This window comes from Pedobacter fastidiosus (assembly GCF_014306625.1).
GTDB classification, from domain to species: Bacteria; Bacteroidota; Bacteroidia; order Sphingobacteriales; family Sphingobacteriaceae; genus Pedobacter; species Pedobacter fastidiosus.
Genome location: NZ_JACRYL010000010.1, coordinates 46,642 through 68,847 on the forward strand (window position 1 = coordinate 46,642; position 22,206 = coordinate 68,847).

Sequence of the window (22,206 nt, forward strand, 5' to 3'; positions counted from 1 at the left end):
GTTTTAAAGTGTTACATTTTGAAATAAAGTAGGGGGGATTCCAGAGCGGCCAAATGGGACAGACTGTAACTCTGTTATCGCAAGATTTCGAAGGTTCGAATCCTTCTCCCCCCACAATTTGATTTCGGATTGGAGATTTACGATTTTAGATTGATGTTCAATCGTAACTCGTTTATCCAAAATCTTAAATTAACAAGCGGAAGTAGCTCAGTTGGTAGAGCGATAGCCTTCCAAGCTATAGGTCGCGAGTTCGAACCTCGTCTTCCGCTCTTGGAAGTTCAATTAGGAAACTGGTTCATTAGTTCATAGAACACAAATGAGCTAATTAATAAATGAACTATTGAGCTTAAAAAAAGCCGACTTAGCTCAGCGGTAGAGCACTTCCTTGGTAAGGAAGAGGTCATGGGTTCAATTCCCATAGTTGGCTCAGGATAATAAAGCTTTGTTAAATCTGTTTAATAAACAGAGTAGACAAGGTTTTTTGTGTTGCATTGCAATAAAACAATAAATAAAAATAATAAAAAGTTAACCTACTAATTAGTTATAAATAAAATGGCAAAAGAAAAATTTGACCGTAGTAAACCGCACTTAAACATCGGTACAATCGGTCACGTCGATCACGGTAAAACAACTTTAACAGCAGCTATTACAAAAGTTTTAGCTGATGCAGGTTTATCTGAGGCACGTTCATTCGATTCAATTGACTCAGCTCCTGAGGAAAAAGAAAGAGGTATTACTATTAATACTGCGCACGTTGAGTATTCAACTGCAAACCGTCACTACGCACACGTAGATTGTCCAGGTCACGCGGATTATGTTAAAAACATGGTTACAGGTGCGGCTCAAATGGATGGTGCTATTATCGTTGTTGCTGCTACTGATGGTCCAATGCCACAAACTCGTGAGCACATCTTGTTGGCTCGTCAGGTTGGTGTACCTTCATTGGTTGTATTCATGAACAAAGTGGATATGGTTGATGATCCTGAATTATTAGAATTAGTAGAAATGGAAGTTCGTGAATTATTATCGTTCTACGATTTCCCTGGTGATGATATTCCTGTTATTCAAGGTTCTGCTTTAGGTGGTTTGAATGGCGATCCAAAATGGGTTGGAAAAATTATGGAGTTAATGGATGCTGTAGATAGCTACATTCCAATTCCTCCACGTTTAACTGAGCTTCCATTCTTAATGCCTGTTGAAGATGTATTCTCGATCACTGGTCGTGGTACTGTTGCAACTGGTCGTATTGAGCGTGGTGTAATCAACTCTGGAGATCCAGTTGAAATCTTAGGTATGGGTGCTGAGAACTTAAAATCTACAGTTACTGGTGTTGAGATGTTCCGTAAGATCTTAGATTATGGTGAAGCTGGTGATAACGTAGGTTTATTGTTACGTGGTATTGAGAAAACTGATATCCGTCGTGGTATGGTAATCTGTAAACCAGGTTCAGTAACTCCTCACACAGATTTCAAAGCTGAAATCTATGTATTATCAAAAGCAGAAGGTGGTCGTCATACTCCATTCTTCAACAAATACCGTCCACAATTCTATTTCCGTACTACAGATGTAACTGGTGAAATTTCACTAGCTGAAGGAACTGAAATGGTAATGCCAGGTGATAACGTTACAATTTCTGTGAAATTGATCAACGCAATCGCAATGGAAAAAGGTCTACGTTTCGCAATCCGTGAGGGTGGTAGAACAGTAGGTGCTGGTCAGGTAACTGAAATTGTAAAATAAAACCCTAAACCCCTAAAGGGGCTTAAAGGAAAATAATGAAAGCAAGGTGCTTGAGAAATAACTTAAGTACTTTGCTTTCTAATTACGGGAATAGTTCAACGGTAGAATAGAGGTCTCCAAAACCTTTGATCAGGGTTCGAATCCTTGTTCCCGTGCCAAAAATAATGATTAAATTAGTGAATATTTTAAAGATTGAATGTAGTTTACATTCTCTCAATCACTAACTCAATCATTTAATCATTAAAATAAATATGGCTAAAGTAGTTGAGTTTATAAAAGAATCATACGATGAAATGACCAATAAGGTTACATGGCCTACTTGGGGCGAACTGCAAAGTTCTGCGATTCTTGTTTTAGTGGCTTCTTTAATTATTGCATTGGTTATTTTTGCAATGGATAAAGGTTCTACTTTTGTTTTAGATACTTTTTATAAATCACTTTCTAATTAATATTTCCTGATGAGCGATCTAAAATGGTATGTTGTAAGAGCTGTAAGCGGTAAAGAGAAGAAAGTAAAACAGTATATTGATGCTGAGATCAGCCGTTTAGGTTACTCTCATTTGGTGCCACAGGTATTAATACCAATGGAAAAATATTACCAAATGAAAGATGGTAAAAAAATTGCCAAAGAACGTAACTTTTATCCTGGATATGTTTTGGTTGAAACCACACTTGATGGTGAATTGGAACACATTATTAAAGGAATAAATAGCGTTATTGGTTTCTTAGGTGATAAAGCTGGTAATCCAATTCCAATGCGCCAAGCAGAAGTTAACCGTATTTTAGGTGTTGTTGATGAGATGAGCGAACAAGGTGAAACTATGAATGTTCCTTATTATGTTGGCGAAGGCATTAAAGTTATGGATGGACCTTTCAATGGTTTCTCTGGAGTGATTGAAGAAGTAAACGAAGAAAAGAAAAAATTGAAAGTAATGGTTAAGATTTTCGGACGTAAAACTCCGCTAGAACTTAACTACATGCAAGTAGAAAAAGAGTAAGAAATTTATTTTCAAAATATATTGTAGGACTGCAAGATTATCCATATCTTTGCAGTCCTTTTGGTTTTGTATAAAACCGTCTAGGGAATTAAATGTTACATGCTTCCAATATTTAACATTGAGTTTTAAATAAACAAAAAACACAAAATGGCAAAAGAAGTCAGTGCAATGATCAAATTACAGATCAAAGGCGGAGCTGCAAATCCATCGCCACCAGTAGGGCCTGCATTAGGTGCTAAAGGTGTTAACATCATGGAGTTTTGCAAACAGTACAACGCTCGTACCCAAGATAAAGCAGGTAAAGTATTGCCAGTTGTAATTACTGTTTATGCTGATAAGTCATTCGATTTCATCATCAAAACCCCTCCTGTAGCTATCCAGTTAAAAGATGCTACTAAATTACAGAGTGGTTCTGCTGAGCCTAACCGTAAAAAAGTTGGATCGGTGACCTGGGACCAGATTAAAGTTATTGCTGAAGATAAAATGCCTGATTTAAATGCATTTACAATCGAATCTGCAATGAGTATGGTTGCCGGTACAGCACGCAGTATGGGAATCACCGTTTCTGGTGACGCACCCTGGAATAATTAATTAAAAACAGTTTACAACAGTGGCGAAATTAACTAAAAATCAAAAAAAGGCACATGCTAAAATAGAAGCTGGTAAAGCTTATACTTTACAGGCTGCTGCTGCTTTGGTAAAAGAAATCACTACTACTAAGTTCGATGCATCAGTTGATATTGATGTTTCATTAGGTGTAGATCCACGTAAAGCCAATCAAATGGTTCGTGGTATTGCTACTTTACCACACGGAACAGGTAAAACTGTACGTGTTTTAGCTTTAGTAACTCCTGATAAGGAAGAAGAAGCAAGAGCAGCTGGCGCAGACTTCGTAGGTTTAGACGAATATGTGGCTAAAATTGAAGGTGGTTGGACCGACGTAGACATTATTATCACAACACCAGCTTGTATGGCAAAAGTGGGTAAATTAGGCCGTGTTTTAGGTCCAAGGAACTTAATGCCAAATCCAAAATCTGGAACGGTAACCAACGATGTTGGTAAAGCTGTAACAGAGGTTAAAGCTGGTAAGATTGATTTTAAGGTAGACAAAAGCGGTATTATACACGCTTCAATAGGGAAAGTATCATTCCCAGCAGATAAAATTTATGAAAATGCTATGGAGATTATCTCTGTAATATCTAAATTAAAACCATCTGCTGCAAAGGGAACTTATTTTAAGAGCATTCACGTGTCTTCTACAATGAGTCCTGGGATTGCAATTGAAACCAAATCAGTAGCGGGGATTTAATCATGAACAGAGAAGAAAAAAACGAAGTAGTTTTAGAACTACAAGGACAAATGCAAGAGTATGGCAATTTTTATATTGCTGATACCTCTAGCCTTTCTGTTGAGCAGATTAATAACATCCGACGCAAATGTTTTGAAGGAGATATCATTATGAAGGTTGCTAAAAACTCTTTAATTCGCAAAGCGATTGAAGGTTTGGATGGCGATGCTTCTGAGATCTACGAAGCCCTTAAAGGTTCATCATCATTATTATTCTCAAAAACAGCAAACGCTCCGGCTAAGTTGATTAAAGCTTTGAGAAGAACATCTGATAAACCATTGCTTAAAGCAGCATTTATAGATTCATCAGTATATGTTGGCGATGACCAATTGAATAACCTAGTAAGCTTAAAATCGAGAGAAGAGCTTGTTGGCGATATCATTGGATTATTACAATCACCAGCTAAGAATGTTATATCTGCGCTTAAATCAAGCGGAGGCAAAATTGCAGGAATTGTTAAAACTCTACAAGAAAGAGAAGGTTAACGAACACCTTAAGTTCGCAATAAAACAAAATTATTTTTACGTAAAAATTTAAAATCTTAATAAAATGGCAGATTTAAAATCGTTTGCTGAGCAATTAGTAAACTTAACCGTTAAAGAAGTTAACGAATTAGCTCAAATCTTAAAAGACGAGTATGGTATCGAGCCTGCAGCTGCTGCTGTAGTTGCTGGTCCTGCTGCTGGTGGTGATGCACCTGCTGCTGCTGCAGAAAAAACATCATTTGATGTTATCTTAAAAGAAGCTGGTGGCGCTAAATTAGCAGTTGTAAAACTTGTTAAAGACTTAACTGGCCTTGGTTTGAAAGAAGCAAAAGACTTAGTTGATGGAGCACCAAAAGAATTAAAAACTGGTGTTGCTAAAGACGAAGCAGAAGCTCTTAAAAAACAATTAGAAGAAGCTGGAGCAGTAGTTGAAATTAAGTAATCACTTAATTTAGCTAAGCTAAAAATGTATTAGACACCGACTGAAAATGTCGGTGTCTTTACCTGTTTATAAACATCTCATTTTGCTTGGTTGATGAGAATGTTTCAAACCCGAACCAAACAAATAGTTTATTCTTAAACTAAAATCTTTTAGTCCATTGGCAAAGACAGTCGAACAAAGAGTAAATTTTGCAACTAGTAAGCACATTATAGACTATCCGGATTTTCTGGATGTGCAATTGCAATCATTCAGAGAATTTTTCCAGATAGATACCACATCAGACGATCGCTCTAGCGAAGGTTTGTTTAAAGTGTTTGCTGAAAACTTTCCAATAACAGATTCAAGAAATATCTTCGTATTGGAGTTTCTTGATTATTTTGTTGATCCGCCACGTTACGATATACACGAGTGTATTGAGCGTGGATTAACCTACAATGTTCCATTAAAAGCAAAGCTTAAGCTTTCTTGTAACGATGTTGAACATGAAGATTTTGAAACCATTATTCAGGATGTGTATTTAGGTACTATCCCGTATATGACACCAAAAGGTACATTTGTTATCAACGGCGCAGAACGTGTTATCGTTTCGCAATTACACCGTTCTCCTGGAGTGTTCTTCGGCCAAAGCCGTCACACTAACGGAACCAAATTGTATTCTGCACGTGTTATTCCTTTCAAAGGTTCATGGATCGAGTTTGCTACAGACGTTAATAACGTAATGTATGCTTACATCGATCGTAAGAAAAAATTCCCGGTTACCACTTTATTACGTGCTATCGGTTACGATTCTGATAAAGATATCTTAGAACTTTTTGATCTTGCTGACGAAGTAAAAGTTAGTAAATCAGGTTTGAAGAAATATATCGGTCGTAAACTAGCGGCAAGAGTATTGAAGAAATGGGTTGAAGATTTTGTAGATGAAGATACAGGTGAGGTAGTTTCTATCGACCGTAATGAAGTGATTCTTGAAAGAGAAACCGTTTTAGAAGACGAACACATTGATATGGTTATTGAGGCTGGCGTAAAAAGCATCATTCTTTCGAAAGAAGATGGCGCAAGTCAGGCTGATTATACCATTATATATAATACATTACAAAAAGATACATCAAACTCAGAAAAAGAGGCTGTAGAAAACATCTATCGTGCTTTGCGTAACGCAGAACCACCTGATGAGGAAACAGCTCGTGGTATCATTGATCGTTTATTCTTCTCGGATAAACGTTACGATTTAGGTGATGTTGGTCGTTACCGCATTAACCGTAAATTGAAAATGAATACCCCTGATGAGGTAAAGGTTTTAACAAAAGCAGATATTATTGCAATTGTTAAATACTTGATCAAATTGATCAACTCAAAAGAAGAAGTAGATGATATCGATCACTTGTCTAACCGTCGTGTACGTACGGTAGGCGAGCAATTGTACGCACAATTTGGTGTTGGTTTGGCTCGTATGGCTAGAACAATCCGTGAGCGTATGAATATTCGTGATAATGAGGTTTTCACGCCAACAGATTTAATTAATGCCCGTACTTTATCGTCGGTAATTAATTCATTCTTTGGTACCAACCAACTTTCACAGTTTATGGATCAAACCAATCCTTTAGCAGAAATTACGCACAAACGTCGTTTGTCAGCCTTAGGCCCAGGTGGTTTATCACGTGAACGTGCTGGTTTCGAGGTTCGTGATGTGCATTATACTCACTATGGTCGTTTATGTACCATTGAAACTCCAGAGGGACCAAACATTGGTTTAATTTCATCACTTTGTGTGCATGCAAAAATCAATAGTTTAGGTTTTATTGAAACACCATACAAACGTGTTGAAGATGGTAAAGTAGTTGTTGATTCAGACGTTATTTATTTATCTGCAGAAGATGAAGATGGTAAAACCATTGCTCAAGCTAATGCAGAATATGATGATAAAGGTGTATTTACAACTCCACGCGTTAAAGCACGTTATGAGGGTGACTTCCCAATTATTGAGCCTGAGAAATTAGACTTAATGGATGTTGCACCAAATCAGATTACTTCAATTGCTGCTTCGTTAATTCCGTTCTTAGAACATGATGATGCGAATAGAGCGTTGATGGGATCGAACATGCAACGTCAGGCGGTACCATTGTTACGTCCTGAAGCGCCAATTGTTGGTACAGGTTTAGAAGGTCGCGTTGCTCGTGACTCAAGAACTTTGATCAATGCTGAAGGTAACGGTGTTGTAGAATATGTAGATGCTAATGAAATCACTATTAAATATGACCGTAACGAAGATGATCGTTTGGTTTCATTTGAAGGTGATAGCAAAACTTACCGTTTAATTAAGTTTAAGAAAACGAATCAGAATACTTGTATCAACTTAAAACCAATCGTTAAGAAAGGTCAGAAAGTTACTAAAGGACAAGTACTTTGTGAAGGTTATGCAACTCAAAACGGTGAATTAGCATTAGGTAGAAACTTGAAAGTGGCTTTCATGCCTTGGCAAGGTTTCAACTTTGAGGATGCGATTGTAATTAACGAGCGTATTGTTCGTGACGACATTTTCACTTCATTACACATTGAAGAATTTGAATTAGAAGTACGTGATACTAAACGTGGAGAAGAGGAATTAACACCAGATATCCCTAACGTTTCTGAAGAAGCGACTAAAGATTTAGATGAAAACGGTATTATCCGTGTAGGTGCTGACGTAAAAGAAGGTGATATTTTAATTGGTAAGATTACTCCTAAAGGAGAATCTGATCCTTCACCTGAAGAGAAATTACTACGTGCAATTTTTGGTGATAAAGCAGGTGATGTTAAAGATGCGTCTTTAAAAACTCCTCCTTCAATCCAAGGTGTAGTAATTGATACTAAATTATTCAGCCGTGCTAAGAAAACTACAAAAGCTGAGGAAAAATCAGCAATTGAGAAATTAGACAAAGGATATACAAATATCACTGAGAAATTAAAAGCAGAATTAGTAGATAAATTATTCACGATTGTAAACGGAAAAACATCTCAAGGTGTATTCAACATTTACAAAGAATTATTGGTTGCTAAAGGCGCTAAATTTACTCAGAAAATTTTAGCAGATCTTGAATTTGCTCACATTAGCCCTAACAAATGGACTACTGATGATGATAAAAATGAGATGATTAAATTATTGCTTCACAACTACGGTATCCGTGTTAACGAAGAACTTGGAGCTTACAAACGTGATAAATTTGCGATTAGTGTAGGTGATGAGCTTCCATCGGGAATTGTACAAATGGCAAAAGTTTATGTTGCTAAAAAACGTAAATTAAAAGTAGGTGATAAAATGGCGGGTCGCCACGGTAATAAAGGTATTGTTGCACGTATTGTACGTGATGAAGATATGCCTTTCTTAGCCGATGGTACTCCAGTTGATATCGTGTTGAACCCGTTGGGTGTACCTTCACGTATGAACCTTGGTCAGATTTATGAAACTATTTTGGCATGGGCTGGTCAAGAGTTAGGTGTTAAATTTGCAACTCCTATTTTTGATGGTGCTACACATACTGAAGTAGAAGAGTGGATTGCTAAAGCGGGAGTTCCTGCTTCAGGAAAAACCTACTTATACAATGGTTTAACAGGTGAGCGTTTCGATCAGACTACAACAGTAGGTATTATCTACATGTTGAAATTAGGTCACATGGTTGATGATAAAATGCACGCCCGTTCAATCGGACCATACTCATTAATTACACAACAACCATTGGGTGGTAAAGCTCAATTTGGTGGTCAGCGTTTTGGTGAGATGGAGGTTTGGGCATTAGAAGCATTCGGTGCAGCTAATATTCTTCAAGAGATCTTAACCGTTAAATCGGATGATGTTATTGGTAGAGCCAAAACTTATGAAGCCATTGTTAAAGGTGAAAACCTACCAACTCCAGGTGTACCAGAATCGTTTAACGTATTGGTACATGAGTTACGCGGTTTAGGTTTAGATATTACGTTAGACTAAGAATGATGTAAAATGTATTATGGAAGATGGATTAGGTTCCATCTTCCATCTTCCATCTCACATCTTACATTTTAACCTTAAAAGAGAGATATGTCTTACAAAAAGGATAATAAATTAAAAAGCAATTTCACATCAATCACGATTAGCTTATCGTCTCCAGAAATTATTTTGGAACGTTCAAGCGGTGAGGTGTTGAAACCGGAAACCATTAACTACCGTACTTACAAACCTGAACGTGATGGTTTGTTCTGTGAGCGTATTTTTGGTCCGGTAAAAGATTACGAATGTCATTGCGGTAAATATAAACGTATCCGTTATAAAGGTATTGTTTGTGATCGTTGTGGTGTTGAAGTAACTGAAAAGAAAGTACGTCGTGAGCGTATGGGACACATCGCTTTGGTGGTTCCTGTTGCGCATATCTGGTATTTCCGTTCTTTACCAAATAAAATCGGTTATTTATTAGGCTTACCTACTAAAAAATTAGATTTAATTATCTATTACGAGCGTTACGTAGTTATCCAATCCGGCTTAATGGAAGAGGATGGCATTAAGTATATGGACTTCTTAACGGAAGAAGAATACTTAGATATCTTAGATAAATTACCTAAAGAAAATCAATATTTAGATGATAAAGATCCTAATAAATTCATCGCCAAAATGGGCGCTGAAGCATTAGAAGATCTTTTGAAACGTATTAACTTAGATACTTTATCTTACGATTTACGTCACCAAGCTGCTAACGAAACATCTCAACAACGTAAAAATGAGGCTTTAAAACGTCTTCAAGTTGTGGAAGCTTTCCGTGGTGCTAATACGCGTATTGAGAATCGCCCAGAGTGGATGATTGTTAAAATCGTTCCGGTTATTCCACCAGAATTACGTCCTTTAGTTCCATTAGAAGGTGGTCGTTTCGCTACTTCAGATTTAAATGATTTATACCGTCGTGTAATTATCCGTAACAACCGTTTAAAACGTTTGATCGAGATTAAAGCACCAGAGGTAATTTTACGTAACGAGAAACGTATGTTACAGGAAGCTGTAGATTCGTTATTCGATAACTCACGTAAAGTTAATGCGGTTAAAACTGAAGGTAACCGTGCCTTGAAATCACTTTCAGATATCTTGAAAGGTAAACAAGGTCGTTTCCGTCAGAATTTATTAGGTAAACGTGTGGATTATTCAGCTCGTTCGGTAATTGTTGTAGGGCCTAGCCTTAAATTACACGAGTGCGGTATTCCTAAAGATATGGCTGCTGAGCTTTACAAACCATTCATTATTCGTAAGATGATTGAACGTGGTGTTGTAAAAACAGTTAAATCTGCTAAGAAAATCGTTGATAGAAAAGATCCATTAGTTTGGGATATCTTAGAAAATGTATTGAAAGGTCACCCGGTATTATTAAACCGTGCACCAACCTTACACAGATTAGGTATTCAGGCTTTCCAGCCAAAATTAATTGAAGGAAAAGCAATCCAATTACACCCATTAGTTTGTACTGCATTCAACGCCGATTTTGATGGTGACCAGATGGCTGTCCACTTACCGTTAGGTAACGCAGCAATTTTGGAAGCCCAAGTATTGATGTTGGCAGCACATAACATCTTAAACCCTGCAAACGGTACACCAATTACAGTACCATCTCAGGATATGGTTTTGGGTCTTTATTACATTACTAAAGGCCGTAGAACAGATGAAACTCGTGTTGTAAAAGGGCAAGATTCAAATTTCTATTCTCCAGAAGAAGTGATTATCGCTTATAACGAGAAAGAATTAGATCTACATGCTTTCATTAAAGTAAGAGTTAATGTTAAACAAGCAGACGGTTCTATCGTTAATAAATTAACAGAAACTACAGTTGGTAGAGTATTATTCAACCAAATGGTTCCTGAGGAAGTTGGTTATATCAATGAGCTATTAACTAAGAAATCTTTAAGAGATATTATTGGTGAAGTAGTAAAAATGACTGGTATGGCTCGTGCTTCTCAGTTCTTGGATGATATTAAAGAATTAGGTTTCCGTATGGCATTCCAAGGAGGTTTATCGTTCAATTTACAAGACGTAAACATTCCAGTTGAGAAACATACTTTATTAGAACAAGCAGCTGCTGAGGTTGAAGAGGTAAGAAACAACTATAACATGGGTTTCATTACCAACAACGAACGTTACAACCAGATTATCGATATCTGGACTCGTATCAACAACAGGTTAACTACTTTCGTAATGACTCAGTTATCTTCGGATAACCAAGGTTTTAACTCAGTTTACATGATGCTTGATTCTGGTGCACGTGGTTCGAAAGAGCAGATTCGTCAGCTTTGCGGAATGCGTGGATTGATGGCGAAACCTCAAAAATCTGGTTCAGGTGGTGACATTATTGAGAATCCAATCCTATCAAACTTTAAAGAAGGCTTATCGGTATTAGAGTACTTTATCTCTACTCACGGTGCTCGTAAAGGTTTGGCGGATACGGCGTTAAAAACAGCTGATGCTGGTTACTTAACTCGTCGTTTACATGATGTTGCACAAGATATGATTGTTAATTCTGTTGATTGTGGTACTTTAAGAGGTATGTACACAACAGCATTAAAAGATCAAGAAGATATTGTTGAGCCATTATACGACAGGATTTTAGGACGTACTTCATTACATGATGTTTATAATCCTTTGGATAACACATTATTAATTGGTGCTGGCGAAGATATTAACGAAGATGTTGCTAAATTAATTGAAGAGTCTCCATTAGAAGGTATCGAAATTCGTTCGGTATTGACTTGTGAGAACAAACGAGGAGTTTGTGCATTATGTTATGGTCGTAACTTAGCATCTGGTAAACGTGTTCAAAGAGGTGAGGCAGTTGGTGTAATTGCAGCACAATCAATCGGTGAGCCGGGTACACAGTTAACACTTCGTACTTTCCACGTGGGTGGTACTGCATCAAACATTGCTGCAGAATCAAACATCGTAGCTAAGTTTGATGGTGTTATCGAGTTCGAAAATATTCGTACTGTTGATACACAAACAGAAGAAGGAACAGTTCAGGTGGTATTAGGTCGTTCAGGTGAGTTCAAAATTGTTGAGCCAGGAACTGGACGTATCATTGTAACCAACAACATTCCTTACGGTGCATTCTTATTCGTTAAAGAAGGTGATAAATTATCTAAAGGTGATAAAATCTGTTCATGGGATCCGTACAACGCGGTTATTCTTTCAGAATTTGCCGGTAAAGCGCAGTTTGATGCAATTATTGAGGGTGTAACCTTCCGTGAAGAATCAGATGAGCAAACTGGTCACCGTGAAAAAGTTATTATCGATACACGTGATAAAACTAAAAATCCATCGGTACAAATCGTTGATAAAAAAGGCGAATTTATAAAAGGATATAACATTCCAGTAGGTGCCCACGTTTCAGTTGATGAAGGTGAAGCTATTCAAACTGGTCAAATTATTGCTAAAATACCACGTGCAACTGGTAAAACCCGAGATATTACAGGTGGTTTACCACGTGTAACGGAATTATTCGAAGCACGTAATCCATCTAACCCAGCTGTAGTAACTGAGATTGATGGTGTGGTAACTTTAGGTGGTGTTAAACGTGGTAATCGTGAGATTACAATCGAATCTAAAGATGGCGAAGTTAAAAAATACCTAGTTCCATTGTCTAAACACATCCTTGTTCAGGATAATGACTTTGTGAAAGCGGGTATGCCTTTATCAGATGGTTCAATTTCTCCTGCGGATATCTTATCAATTAAAGGCCCTGCAGCGGTTCAAGAATACTTAGTAAATGGTATTCAAGAAGTTTACCGTTTACAAGGTGTAAAAATTAACGATAAGCATTTCGAGGTAATTGTACACCAGATGATGCAGAAAGTTCACATCGAAGATCCAGGTGATACTATTTTCTTAGAAAACAATGCTGTTGATCGTTGGGATTTTGCTGACGAGAACGATGCAATGTACGACAAGAAAGTTGTTGAAGATGCAGGTGATTCGAACGATTTCAAACCAGGTCAGATTGTTTCATTACGTAGATTAAGAGATGAGAATTCTCAATTGAAACGTAAAGATTTAAAACAGATTACGGTTAGAGATGCAAGACCAGCTACAGCAAGTTCTATCTTACAAGGTATTACTCGTGCATCATTAGGTACTAAATCGTTCATTTCTGCGGCTTCGTTCCAGGAAACAACGAAAGTATTAAATGAGGCAGCTATTGCAGGTAAACGCGATAATATGTTAGGCTTGAAAGAAAATGTGATCGTTGGTCACTTAATTCCTTCAGGAACTGGTGTACGTGGTTACGAAAGAATCATCGTAGGTTCTCAAGAAGAGTACGATAAATTATTAGCTTCTAAACAAGAAGAAGTAGAAGCATAATAGCAAATCATATTATTTAAAAGGGCTGTTTCATTTATTTGAAACAGCCCTTTTTGTTTAAATAAATTTTAGCAACTGATAGTTAAATATTAACTTTAAATGCTCTTATTTAAGAACATATATCAATATTACTCGATCATGGAAGAACAACAAAACGAAAACCAATTAAATATAGAGCTATCAGAAGAAATTGCAGAAGGAATTTTTTCAAATCTTGCAATTATTACACATTCCAACACAGAATTTGTACTCGACTTTATCCGAGTGATGCCGGGCTTACCTAAGGCTAAAGTTAAATCAAGGATTATTTTAACTCCAGAACATGCGAAGCGCTTATTATCTGCTTTAGAGGATAATATTCAGAAGTTTGAAGCTGTTAACGGACGAATTAAAACTCAAGAAGAACCACCATTTCCTATGGGTTTCGGCGGGCCAACAGCACAGGCCTAATTTCTTTTTTAAATCTTTTGAACAAATGTTTGTTTGCTATGTTAGCATAGCATACATTTGTGCTATAACCATATATAAGAATGAAAAAAATTTTATTGAGCGTATTACTATCTGTTCCATTTTGGGTTATGGCACAGGGTTTCCAGGTTAATTTACAAGGACAAAAACAAATTGGTATGGCAGGTGCAGGTTCTGCATTGGCTTTAGATGAGGCTTCTGTATTTTTTAATCCTGGTGCAGTTACTTTCTTAGAGAAAAACTCAGTTTCAGCAGGTGTTAACCCATTATTATTTAAATCAGCTTTTCAACAAGCAGGTTCAAATATTACCGAAAATGTTAAAAATAAAATTGCTCCTCCTTTTGAATTTTATGCCGTTTGGGGACCAAAATCAAACAAATGGAAATTAGGCTTAGGTGTTTACACGCCGTTTGGAGGCTTGGTAGATTGGGGCGATAACTGGTCTGGCAAGTATGCATTAACTTCATTAAACCTTAAAGCAATTTATATACAGCCAACTTTAAGTGTTAAAATTACGGATAGAATTGGTATTGGTGCTGGTTTTGTCTATAACCATGGTGATGTAAATCTTCAAAGAGCAATCCCAGTTAATTTCCCTGATGGTCATTCAGGAAAAGTGACTTTGGATGGAACAGGGAAAGGTTACGGATGGAATGCTGGGATTTACATAAATACATTAAGCAACATTACTTTTGCCATTACACATAAATCTAAAGTGATTACCAAATTAGATGGAGGTACTGCTGAATTTGACGTTCCAAATTCTTTAAGAACTTCTTTCCCTGCAGGCAATACATTTACTGCTGAGCTTCCTTTACCAGCAACCACCACATTAGGAATTGGTATCCCACTTTCTAAATCAACTAAATTGGCATTTGATGCAAGTTGGGTTCAATGGCATATTTATCAAGATTTATCTTTTGATTATGCTACTAATACCTCTGCTTTAGCTGATACAAAATCTGCACGTAATTATCGTGATGGTTCTTCATTTAAATTAGGGATCAATCATCAGGCAACTGAAAAATTAGCTTTAAGAGCTGGTGTTGGTTATGCTTTCAGTCCAGTTCAAGATGGATATGTAACTCCTGAGGCACCCGATGCAGATCGATATATTTTAAGTGCTGGCGCTGGCTATTCATTCACTTCTAAGTTTGAAGTTAATGCTTCATTCTTTTTCGAGGATGTTAAATCACGCACACAGAAAAACATCGAAACAGGTTTAAACGGTACGTTCAAAACCCTAGTTTATGCACCAGGTATTTCGTTAACTTATAAATGGTAGGAGAAATTATAATGAAAAAATATATATTAAATAGTCTTTTGGTTGCTGCTGTACTTTTTGTAGCTTCTTGTAAACCAGAAATTGAAAGTCCGGCTGGTACTACTGCCGGCACTGCAAATTTTGGTAAATACATTGCGGTTGGTAACTCATTAACTTCTGGATTTGCAGATGGTGGATTATATTTAGAAGGACAAAAAGTAGCATATCCGAATTTAATCGCTGAGAAAATGGCAACTGTTGGTGGAGGAAGTTTTACTTCTCCATTTTTTACAGATGCTCAAGCAAACGGATCAGGATATTTATCCTTAACGGCTTTAGTTAATGGTGTTCCAACTTTAACTCCTGTAACAAACAATTTAGCCTATCGTGATGCAACTCATTTAGCGAAATATACAGGTGAAGTTCAAAATTTAGGAATACCTGGTATGCGTGTTGATTTAGCTTTTGCTGGACCATTTAGTGCAGCCAATCCTTATCTGGAGCGCTTACTTCCCGATGCTCAAGTTGGTGTAACAACTTATTTCCAATTTATTCAAGGCAGAAATCACACATTTTTCTCTTTATGGTTGGGCAACAATGATGCATTAGGTTATGCAACAAATGGTGGCGTTACTACAGATGCAACCAATGTTTTAACCGATAAATCTACATTTGCATTATTGTATTCTAACTTGGTTAATTCGCTTACTGCAGGTGGACAAAAAGGTATTGTTGGTACCATCCCTGATGTTACTTCGATTCCTTATTTTAATACGGTAACGGTTGCAGCATTATTAACAGCAGCAAAAGCTATAAATCCTGCTGCGGCAGCCATATATATTCAAACTGGAACAGGAGCTGTTAGAGCGGCAACTAGCGAAGATTTAATTCGTTTGCCATTTCAGTCTGCAGGTTTATTTGGATCTACAGCATCATCACCATATCCTTACGGCTTGCATCCTTTAAATCCTATTGCAAACAATTGGGTTTTAGATAAAGATGAAGTGGCGAAGGTTAAAGATTTTGTACTTAGTTATAATAATACAATTAAATCTCTTGCAGATAGCAAAGGATTGGCAATTGCCGATACTTACACTTATTTAAATCAAGTTAAAACAGGAATTGTTATTAATGGAATTGGAATTAATTCAGCTTTCATTACTGGTGGTGCATTTTCTCTTGATGGGGTTCACTTAACGCCTCGAGGTAATGCTGTAATTGCAAATGTATTTATCAATGCAATAAATGCTAAATATGGTTCTACCATTCCAATTGTGGATGTTACGCAATATAGAGGCGTGAAATTTCCAAATTAGTATAAAATAAAACATTTAAAAGGCTTGCAAATTTGCAGGCCTTTTTGCTTTAAAGCAATTCTTCTATAAACTGAATGACTTTATCCTTTTCATCTGGTTCAAACCAATTTACTTCCTGATCTTTTCTAAACCAAGTCAACTGGCGTTTTGCAAAACGACGTGTATTCTGTTTTATAGAAGAAACCGCATCATCTAAAGAAACTTTCTCCTCTATATAATCGAATAGCTCGCTGTAACCAACTGTATGGAGTGCATTGTATTTTCTAAAGGGTAGGAGAGATTGAACTTCCCCCAATAACCCTCTTTCCATCATCTTATCAACGCGAAGATTAATCCGATTGTAAAGTACTGCTCTTTCTGTATTTAATCCGATTTTAATGATGTTAAATGGTCGATCTTTTTTAGTTGAAGAAAGCATCGAGGAAAGCTTTTTACCCGTTGATAAAAACACTTCCAATCCTCTAATCATACGTTGCGGATTGTTTTGATCAACTTTCGCGAAGTATTCTGGATCAATTTCTTCAAGTTGTTTTTGTATAATCTCAATGCCTTCGGTTTCAAATTGTGCATTTAGTTGATCACGGATTGATAAATCGATTTCCGGCATCTCATCTAAGCCGTTAATTACTGCATTTATATACAGGCCAGAACCGCCAACCATAATGGCAATATCATGGTTTTCAAAAATCTCTTCTAATGTTTTTAGTGCCTCTAATTCAAAATCTCCTGTACTAAATAGTTTTTCTACAGAGTGAGAATTAATGAAATGATGTTTAGCAGAAGCAAGTTCCTCTTTATCTGGCTTTGCAGTGCCAATTTCCATCTCCTTGAAGAATTGTCTGGAATCGGCAGAGATAATTTCGGTTTTAAAGTGTTGGGCAAGTTCAATCGCTAAGGCAGTTTTTCCAATTGCAGTGGGACCAACAACAGAGATGAGTGTTTTAGCTTTTTTTAGCTTTAAATAATCTGCCGACATATTTCTTTTTAAACAAAAAGTCAGATGATTTCATCTGACCGTTTGTATTTGTTTTGATATTTTAATGATTAATAGTCGTCTTTATGGCTTTCATCTTCGTAGCCTTCGCTATCAGAAAATTCATCTCCAAATTCGTCACTTTCTTCTGTTTCGTCTTCTTCGTCTCTTTCTTCTGCGTTAATTCCCATTTCCCCCATTGCTTCTAGCTCGTCCGTATCTTCTGGTACAAAGTTCATTTCATTTAAGAAATCGAACTCACTAGAAACTGCTGCGCCTCGTGGATCAACTGCTTGCGGACTGTTTTGCTCCATTATTTTTGGTGCTTCTCCACTGCTTCGAGCCAAGAATGGATATTCAATATTAGGATCAGGGTCTAAAACAATTTTAACCAATTCTACGTGAAAATCGTATGGCCGATCAAAATTGTAGATGTAATAAAATTTCTGATGTGGATCTTCAATAAAACCACTCAGCTTAGAATTTTCCATTAAAACAACACGATCCTTTTTGCGCTCGTTAGGCAAATAAGCTATCTCATCACCTTTTAACCAGTTATCAGTACTTACATAAAACGAAGATGGTTTTTCGGCATTGTAACCAGTAGACCTATGAATAGCCTTGTGCAGGTCTTCAAATGTTTGGTTTGATTTAATGTCGATCTCTCTCACCACATCATCAAAATCTTCGAAAGTAATTCTAAATTTATAAATAGCCATTATTGTATTTTGGAACCGTAAAAATAAAGTTAATTTGCCTTACCACAAAACAGTGAAAGTCACAAAAAGGTGTCTAACTGTCTGTTTTCGCAATTATTTTAAGTAAATTATTTAACAACAGGATTTAATCCCATTTGTTTTGCCTGATTAAGCATAAAGTTAAACGCTTCAGTATAATCATTTGTTATCTCGCCCTCGAGGATTGCTTCGCGAATTGCATTTTTAATAAGGCCAACTTCTTTGCCTGCTTCCAATCCGAAAGTTTCCATAATGTCAGTTCCAGTGATGGGCGGTTGCCAATTTCGAATTTTATCTCGCTCTTCAACATCTTTTAACTTCTTTTTAACCAGCTCAAAATTGTTGCGATATTTAGTTTTCTTATATTCGTTTTTAGTGGTAACATCTGCATTGCAAAGCAACATCAAGCTTTCAATTTCCTCACCGGCATCAAAAAGTAATCTTCTCACTGCCGAATCTGTAACAGTTTCTTGCGCTAAAACAATTGGGCGTAAATGTAGTTGTACCAGTTTTTGAACATATTTCATTTTCTCGTTAAGAGGCAATTTAAGCTGTGCAAAAATTTTCGGAACCATTCTCGCTCCTTTATCTTCATGGCCATGAAAGGTCCAGCCGTGTCCTTCCTCAAAACGTTTAGTAGCCGGTTTGGCAATGTCGTGCAAAATAGCTGCCCAACGGAGCCATAAATCATCTGTAGTATTACAAATATTATCCAAAACTTCTAAGGTATGGTAGAAATTGTCTTTATGCCCTTTTCCTTTGATAATTTCGACACCAAAAAGCTGAGCCATTTGAGGAAAAATGATGTGTAATAAACCCGTATCAAAAAGATGCTTAAAACCGATGGAAGGTTTTTTTGATAAAATAATTTTATTCATTTCATCGGTAATGCGTTCTTTTGATACAATGCTAATGCGTTGTTTTTGGGCTTTAATTGCGCTTAGTGCAACGGGATCTATGTTGAAATTCAGCTGGGCAGCGAAACGAATCGCCCTCATCATGCGCAATGGATCATCTGAAAATGTAATTTCAGGATCAAGAGGAGTACGAATGAGTTTGTTTTCTAAATCGTTAATTCCATCAAATGGATCTAACAGTTCTCCAAAGCGATCTGCATTTAGGTTAATCGCTAAAGCATTTATGGTAAAATCTCTTCTAATTTGATCATCTTCTAAAGTCCCATCTTCAACAATCGGTTTGCGGGAATCAGAACGATAGGATTCCTTTCTTGCGCCAACAAATTCTACCTCTAAATCTTTAAATTTAATATTTGCTGTTCCGAAGTTTTTAAAAACTGCTACTTTGGTGTGCAACTTTTTACCTACAGCCTCAGCATATTCAATCCCTTTTCCAACAACTACAACGTCTATATCTTTTGATGGTCGATTTAAAAATATATCACGTACGAAGCCACCAATAACATACGCCTCGGTATTATTTTGATCTGCTACGGCAGATAACGTTTTAAATATTGGATTTTGTAGATGAATCCCTAAGTCCCCTAAAGAAGACTTTTCATTTTCATCGCTTAAATTAGATTGCATATAAGGGCACTTAATCTGGCAAAATTAAGAAAAACATTCGGTGCTGAAAGCCTTTTAACCTTTTAAAGCTTCAGCCGTTTACTTCCGAATAAATTCAAATTGGCCGCCTGGAGAAAGTTTCATTATGGTTGAAGGCTTTTTAACGGACCTACTTTCTTGCTCAAAATCGATTACCAAATCAACGGCACCTAAAATTTCCGGGTTAATATCGTCAAAATATTTTGGGGAAGCCTCACCACTTAAATTTGCTGATGTGGATACAATAGGTTTACGAAAACGCTGAATAAGTTGAGTACAAAAATCATGTTTAACAATGCGAATGCCTACACTTCCATCGGCATTAATAACATTAGGAGCTAGGTTTTTAGCGCCTGAAAAAATTATTGTTAAAGGGTTTTCTGCGTATTCAATTAAATCGTAAGCAATTTCTGGAACTTCGTTTACATAACTTTGCAGTTTGCTATCAACATCCAAAAGAACAATTAAACTTTTTTCAGCAGGGCGATTTTTTATTTTTAAGATCTTCTCAACTGCATCAGCATTGGTTGCATCGCACCCTAATCCCCAAATGGTATCCGTTGGATATAGAATTACACCGCCTGATTTTAGCACTTCTAAAGCCTTATTAATTTCATCTCTAAGCATAATGCAAAGTTAATTTAAAAACGATATGTTAAATAATGTAAAACCTTAATAATTTAACAATTAGAGTGAAACATTAGTGTATTCATGAACGTTTTTAGGTTAACAATCTGATTGTAAAAATTATATGAAATTTTCTCATGTCAGAATTAAAATCGTTATTTTTAATACAGGTTATTTCTAAAACAACATACACATGAAAACGATCAAAAATTTATTAATGCTTTTTACTGTGGTAATTGCATTAGCGGGATGCTCTTCACTCCGAACAGCATCAGATTACGACAAAAACGTAGATTTGAATGGTTACAAAACCTATAATTTTTACGATAAAGGCATGGCAAGAATTAAGTTGAACAATCTTGATAAACGCAGATTGATTGCTGCTGTGGAAACTCAAATGAATGCTAAGGGGTTTACAAAATCTGATAAACCAGATTTGCTTGTAAATCTTTTTGTAGTGGCCAGGGAAAAAACAGATGTTTATGGCCCAGGTTATTACGGCGGATGGGGTTGGGGCGGTGGCTGGGGCTGGCGTTCTCCTTATTGGGGCGGAGGTGGTACCTACGTTAACCAATATATTGAAGGAACTATAATTATCGATTTCTTAGATCCAAATAAAAAAATTCTGTTCTGGCATGGACAGGGAAGTGGTTTTAACTTAGATAGCTTTACTAAAAGGGAAGAAAGATTAAATACTGGTGTTAAGGAGATTTTAGCACAGTACCCGCCAAATGCAATTGCGGCTAAGTAATCGCCTCGCTATCCAAAATATTTAAATAGCAATTCATTAATTGCTTAGTTACTAAAGGGCTGTTGAATTTTTGAACAAATTCCAGCCCTTTTTCTTTCATTTCTTTTTGAAGTTGTGGAGAATCAATAATTTGATTTATAGATGCTGAAAGTGATTTAGAATCCAAAGGAGATATGTATAATGAATTTGGGCCGCCAGCTTCTTCCAAACATGAGCCTGTTGCTGCAATTGTTGGTACGCCAGAATACAATGCCTCAATAATAGGTATTCCAAAACCTTCATAAAATGATGGATAAACAAAAATAGAAGCCATTTGATAAATTCCAGGCAAATCAGCAAAGGGAATATTTTGAAGAAATACAATTCTTTTTTTTAACCCTAATTTCTCAATTTCTTTTTCTACAGATTTAAAATAAGGGGTTTGTTTCCCAATCACAACTAATTTATAATCTTGGTTAACATCTTGTAAAGCCTGAACGATTAATTTTAAATTTTTTCGTTCTTCTATTGTGCCAACATTTAAAATATATTTTTCCGGAAGTTTATAGGTTAATCGGACTCTATTTAAGGTTGTAGCGTCAAAAGCTTGTTTAAAGTTATCATCACAACTTTGATAAATTACTTCAATTTTATTTGGTTCAATATCATAGAACTCAACAATATCGGCTTTGGTTTTTTCGCTTATTGCAATAATTTTATCAGTGTTTTTACAGGCCGATTTACTTTTCCACTTATAAAGTTTCCGATCAATAAACTTATAATATTGAGGGAAGCGAAGAAAAATTAAATCGTGTATGGTTACAACAGATTTAATTCTGGTATGCTGAATGGCAAATGGAATTTCGTGACTTAAACCATGATAAATCTGAATTTCATCACGAGTTAAATCTTTTAGAATATTAACACTTCGCCATAAAAAGCTTCCATTTTTTGGAAGCTCTAGCTTGATGTTTTCATTTTGAAAGAAAGCGTCGATCTGCTTTGCAGACTTTACTTTTGGTGTATATACAAAATATCGATTTTCTGGATATTGTGTTGCCAAATTATCAATTAACAATCGGCTGTAATTGCCTAACCCTGTTAAATTGTTTGCAGCACGTTTGCCATCAAAGCCTAAACGCATACAACCCCCCAACCCCCTGAAGGGGGAGTAGTA

18 protein-coding genes and 4 tRNA genes are annotated in these 22,206 nt (G+C 36.4%); 17 read left to right on the forward strand and 5 right to left on the reverse strand.

What is annotated here, in order from left to right:
- Nucleotides 1–31 precede the first annotated feature (31 nt).
- The 16 genes from H7U22_RS12450 to H7U22_RS12525 all read left to right on the forward strand — a co-directional run bounded on the left by H7U22_RS12450 (nt 32) and on the right by H7U22_RS12525 (nt 16,400).
- Nucleotides 32–114, forward strand: a tRNA-Tyr gene (locus H7U22_RS12450).
- 82 nt (nt 115–196) lie between these two features.
- Nucleotides 197–269, forward strand: a tRNA-Gly gene (locus H7U22_RS12455).
- 86 nt (nt 270–355) lie between these two features.
- Nucleotides 356–427: transfer RNA gene (locus H7U22_RS12460), tRNA-Thr, on the forward strand.
- Nucleotides 428–552: 125 nt separating this feature from the next.
- Complete coding sequence (gene tuf, locus H7U22_RS12465) at nt 553–1,740, forward strand: elongation factor Tu (RefSeq protein ID WP_116250009.1); 1,188 nt, start codon at nt 553–555, stop codon at nt 1,738–1,740.
- A gap of 84 nt (nt 1,741–1,824) precedes the next feature.
- Nucleotides 1,825–1,898: transfer RNA gene (locus tag H7U22_RS12470), tRNA-Trp, on the forward strand.
- Nucleotides 1,899–1,991: 93 nt separating this feature from the next.
- On the forward strand, nt 1,992–2,189 hold the full coding sequence (gene secE, locus H7U22_RS12475; RefSeq protein WP_025143264.1) for a preprotein translocase subunit SecE: 198 nt from the start codon (nt 1,992–1,994) through the stop codon (nt 2,187–2,189).
- A gap of 9 nt (nt 2,190–2,198) precedes the next feature.
- Entirely contained in the window at nt 2,199–2,738 is a 540-nt protein-coding gene (gene nusG / locus H7U22_RS12480; RefSeq protein WP_109927131.1) for a transcription termination/antitermination protein NusG, read from the forward strand.
- A 147-nt stretch (nt 2,739–2,885) separates the two neighbouring features.
- Nucleotides 2,886–3,329: a 50S ribosomal protein L11 gene (rplK, locus tag H7U22_RS12485; protein WP_010601094.1), complete on the forward strand. Its 444-nt coding sequence runs from the start codon at nt 2,886–2,888 to the stop codon at nt 3,327–3,329.
- A gap of 19 nt (nt 3,330–3,348) precedes the next feature.
- Entirely contained in the window at nt 3,349–4,047 is a 699-nt protein-coding gene (gene rplA, locus H7U22_RS12490; protein ID WP_187071690.1) for a 50S ribosomal protein L1, read from the forward strand.
- A 2-nt stretch (nt 4,048–4,049) separates the two neighbouring features.
- Nucleotides 4,050–4,571 carry a 50S ribosomal protein L10 gene (rplJ, locus tag H7U22_RS12495; protein WP_187071691.1) on the forward strand — a complete coding sequence of 174 codons (522 nt, stop codon included), beginning with the start codon at nt 4,050–4,052 and terminating at the stop codon, nt 4,569–4,571.
- A 64-nt stretch (nt 4,572–4,635) separates the two neighbouring features.
- Entirely contained in the window at nt 4,636–5,013 is a 378-nt protein-coding gene (gene rplL, locus H7U22_RS12500) for a 50S ribosomal protein L7/L12 (protein WP_109930378.1), read from the forward strand.
- Nucleotides 5,014–5,170: 157 nt separating this feature from the next.
- Complete coding sequence (rpoB, locus tag H7U22_RS12505; RefSeq protein WP_187071692.1) at nt 5,171–8,974, forward strand: DNA-directed RNA polymerase subunit beta; 3,804 nt, start codon at nt 5,171–5,173, stop codon at nt 8,972–8,974.
- Nucleotides 8,975–9,064: 90 nt separating this feature from the next.
- The gene (gene rpoC, locus H7U22_RS12510) at nt 9,065–13,351 is read left to right on the forward strand and encodes a DNA-directed RNA polymerase subunit beta' (protein WP_187071693.1); all 4,287 of its coding nucleotides are present in this window, start codon (nt 9,065–9,067) and stop codon (nt 13,349–13,351) included.
- Nucleotides 13,352–13,489: 138 nt separating this feature from the next.
- Complete coding sequence (locus H7U22_RS12515) at nt 13,490–13,801, forward strand: DUF3467 domain-containing protein (protein WP_109930372.1); 312 nt, start codon at nt 13,490–13,492, stop codon at nt 13,799–13,801.
- 80 nt (nt 13,802–13,881) lie between these two features.
- The gene (locus H7U22_RS12520; RefSeq protein ID WP_187071694.1) at nt 13,882–15,105 is read left to right on the forward strand and encodes an OmpP1/FadL family transporter; all 1,224 of its coding nucleotides are present in this window, start codon (nt 13,882–13,884) and stop codon (nt 15,103–15,105) included.
- Nucleotides 15,106–15,116: 11 nt separating this feature from the next.
- The gene (locus H7U22_RS12525) at nt 15,117–16,400 is read left to right on the forward strand and encodes an SGNH/GDSL hydrolase family protein (protein WP_248284741.1); all 1,284 of its coding nucleotides are present in this window, start codon (nt 15,117–15,119) and stop codon (nt 16,398–16,400) included.
- 49 nt (nt 16,401–16,449) lie between these two features.
- Here the strand turns inward: H7U22_RS12525 and miaA are convergent, their stop codons facing one another.
- From miaA to H7U22_RS12545, 4 genes are all read right to left on the reverse strand, one after another.
- Nucleotides 16,450–17,376: a tRNA (adenosine(37)-N6)-dimethylallyltransferase MiaA gene (gene miaA, locus H7U22_RS12530; RefSeq protein ID WP_187071696.1), complete on the reverse strand. Its 927-nt coding sequence runs from the start codon at nt 17,374–17,376 to the stop codon at nt 16,450–16,452.
- A gap of 68 nt (nt 17,377–17,444) precedes the next feature.
- Complete coding sequence (locus tag H7U22_RS12535) at nt 17,445–18,092, reverse strand: IS1096 element passenger TnpR family protein (protein ID WP_187071697.1); 648 nt, start codon at nt 18,090–18,092, stop codon at nt 17,445–17,447.
- A 107-nt stretch (nt 18,093–18,199) separates the two neighbouring features.
- Nucleotides 18,200–19,654, reverse strand: coding sequence for a CCA tRNA nucleotidyltransferase (locus tag H7U22_RS12540; RefSeq protein WP_187071698.1), 1,455 nt, complete (start codon nt 19,652–19,654; stop codon nt 18,200–18,202).
- Between the two features lie 78 nt (nt 19,655–19,732).
- Entirely contained in the window at nt 19,733–20,299 is a 567-nt protein-coding gene (locus tag H7U22_RS12545; RefSeq protein WP_187071699.1) for an L-threonylcarbamoyladenylate synthase, read from the reverse strand.
- A 193-nt stretch (nt 20,300–20,492) separates the two neighbouring features.
- On the opposite strand from H7U22_RS12545, the gene H7U22_RS12550 reads away from it, so the two are divergent.
- On the forward strand, nt 20,493–21,050 hold the full coding sequence (locus H7U22_RS12550) for a DUF4136 domain-containing protein (protein WP_187071700.1): 558 nt from the start codon (nt 20,493–20,495) through the stop codon (nt 21,048–21,050).
- On the opposite strand, the gene H7U22_RS12555 is transcribed toward H7U22_RS12550, so the two are convergent.
- Entirely contained in the window at nt 21,043–22,173 is a 1,131-nt protein-coding gene (locus H7U22_RS12555) for a glycosyltransferase family 4 protein (RefSeq protein ID WP_187071701.1), read from the reverse strand. The two genes, H7U22_RS12550 and H7U22_RS12555, sit on opposite strands and share 8 nt — an antisense overlap.
- Between the last annotated feature and the right edge of the window lie 33 nt (nt 22,174–22,206).

What these genes read in the sequence shown, in the direction of transcription:
- tuf (WP_116250009.1), top strand. Translation starts at nt 553, where the DNA reads ATGGCAAAAGAAAAATTTGACCGTAGTAAACCGCACTTAAACATCGGT.
- secE (WP_025143264.1), top strand. Translation starts at nt 1,992, where the DNA reads ATGGCTAAAGTAGTTGAGTTTATAAAAGAATCATACGATGAAATGACC.
- nusG (WP_109927131.1), top strand. Translation starts at nt 2,199, where the DNA reads ATGAGCGATCTAAAATGGTATGTTGTAAGAGCTGTAAGCGGTAAAGAG.
- rplK (WP_010601094.1), top strand. Translation starts at nt 2,886, where the DNA reads ATGGCAAAAGAAGTCAGTGCAATGATCAAATTACAGATCAAAGGCGGA.
- rplJ (WP_187071691.1), top strand. Translation starts at nt 4,050, where the DNA reads ATGAACAGAGAAGAAAAAAACGAAGTAGTTTTAGAACTACAAGGACAA.
- rplL (WP_109930378.1), top strand. Translation starts at nt 4,636, where the DNA reads ATGGCAGATTTAAAATCGTTTGCTGAGCAATTAGTAAACTTAACCGTT.
- rpoC (WP_187071693.1), top strand. Translation starts at nt 9,065, where the DNA reads ATGTCTTACAAAAAGGATAATAAATTAAAAAGCAATTTCACATCAATC.
- H7U22_RS12515 (WP_109930372.1), top strand. Translation starts at nt 13,490, where the DNA reads ATGGAAGAACAACAAAACGAAAACCAATTAAATATAGAGCTATCAGAA.
- H7U22_RS12520 (WP_187071694.1), top strand. Translation starts at nt 13,882, where the DNA reads ATGAAAAAAATTTTATTGAGCGTATTACTATCTGTTCCATTTTGGGTT.
- H7U22_RS12525 (WP_248284741.1), top strand. Translation starts at nt 15,117, where the DNA reads ATGAAAAAATATATATTAAATAGTCTTTTGGTTGCTGCTGTACTTTTT.
- miaA (WP_187071696.1), bottom strand. Translation starts at nt 17,376, where the DNA reads ATGTCGGCAGATTATTTAAAGCTAAAAAAAGCTAAAACACTCATCTCT.
- H7U22_RS12535 (WP_187071697.1), bottom strand. Translation starts at nt 18,092, where the DNA reads ATGGCTATTTATAAATTTAGAATTACTTTCGAAGATTTTGATGATGTG.
- H7U22_RS12540 (WP_187071698.1), bottom strand. Translation starts at nt 19,654, where the DNA reads ATGCAATCTAATTTAAGCGATGAAAATGAAAAGTCTTCTTTAGGGGAC.
- H7U22_RS12545 (WP_187071699.1), bottom strand. Translation starts at nt 20,299, where the DNA reads ATGCTTAGAGATGAAATTAATAAGGCTTTAGAAGTGCTAAAATCAGGC.
- H7U22_RS12550 (WP_187071700.1), top strand. Translation starts at nt 20,493, where the DNA reads ATGAAAACGATCAAAAATTTATTAATGCTTTTTACTGTGGTAATTGCA.
- H7U22_RS12555 (WP_187071701.1), bottom strand. Translation starts at nt 22,173, where the DNA reads ATGCGTTTAGGCTTTGATGGCAAACGTGCTGCAAACAATTTAACAGGG.